General features: G+C 40.0%; 1 protein-coding gene. It reads right to left on the bottom strand.

Features of this window, described 5'->3' with window-relative positions; genetic code table 11:
* Positions 1–548: 548 nt before the first annotated feature.
* A complete protein-coding gene (locus QUA45_RS28815) occupies positions 549–989 on the bottom strand; it encodes a transposase (RefSeq protein ID WP_333223360.1) in 441 nt (146 codons plus the stop codon).
* Between the last annotated feature and the right edge of the window lie 357 nt (positions 990–1,346).

Here is a 1,346-nt window from a genome sequence, read left to right as displayed (position 1 = left end):
TAATAATTTTAGGAATCGCGTATTAGCTTGCTGGTCTGATTAGATAAACTTATAACCATAAGTTCAGGAGAGCCTTGCGCACTTGCAAATCATGACCTATCAGTTGACTTTGCCATTGATGTTCAAAAACTTGGCAGAAGTCATCGACAGAGCAAAATAGTTCTTCTACAGTAGGCATAAGGTAATCCAGGTTACTTGGTTGGTTGGTACCTCTAGGCTACCTGTTTTGCCCCTTTTTTGGTTTTTCCTTATCCCGAACTCACGTTAGCTAGGAACGTTGCCGGAGCAACGTTGCAGCTCTGAGGCCACGTTGATAAAAGTGACGCTTATTACGAGTTAACTTCATTAACTCTTCGACGGGTTCAGTATATTTTTCGAGATAATTCATTCACTGTTGGCTATCATTCCCACTGCCGAATGTACTACGTCGGCGATAAGTTCTTTGGGGTTCTTTGGCGCGAGAAACATACTTTTGTAAATGCTTTTTTTTGACGATAGTGCTTTCAATAATGTCACAGCTATAGGAAATTGTCATCAATAAAATCATCTTAATTAGTCTGTCTGCTGTTAACCCTGTACCTTCGCGCGTTGTAGCCCCCAGCTTTACAATCACCAAACATTTCTTCAATTCCCATTCTTTGCTTGTAAGCAGCGATCGCTTGCGGTAAAGTACCTAGGTTAGTTAGAATAAACCACACTTGATCAACTGTCCATCCTTGATAATTCCTTTTCCATTTGCAGGCGACATCAAATCCTGCGATTGGCTGGGTTTGTCTAACTTTTATTCCTTGAAAGTACAGAGAGGTTCCCGGTGTAATACCTAACTCATCTAACCTTAGCCAAATCAATTTTTCTGTTTCTATACACTGATTCCGTTTGAGTCGCAAGCAAAAATACACATCCTTCTCCCTCAACCAGTTTGCCAGCTCTACTGAACAAAACTCTCTATCCCCCAGCACAATGATTTTGTAATCTTTAAATAATGGCAAAATAGCTGAAATAGCTATTTTTTGTTCGTTGACATTACTGCTTCCTCGTTTTGGTAACAGCGATCAAGATAAAGGAATTGCTCTTCGTTCCCAAATCAGACTGACCATAAACAGATTAATAGCTCCCCATTGACTGCGGTCGATGGCGATCGATAACTTCTGTCCGGGTTGGCAGTATGTTGTTAACCAATAGGTAATTAGGGGAAACCACAGACAGGTTAAGGTGAGCTGGCAGGGTAAACGCATCTAAATTAAGTTGACATAAAATCATATTTGTGCATGAGTTATTCTCTGAAAAAACCCTTCTTAAAACTCTTAAATATGATGCAATTAACCCAGTTAAAATCGAGCTTTAAG

It is taken from the genome of Microcoleus sp. Pol12A5 (genome assembly GCF_036701435.1).
Lineage (GTDB): Bacteria > Cyanobacteriota > Cyanobacteriia > Cyanobacteriales > Microcoleaceae > Microcoleus.
This window is presented reverse-complemented; position numbering and strand designations above follow the sequence as displayed.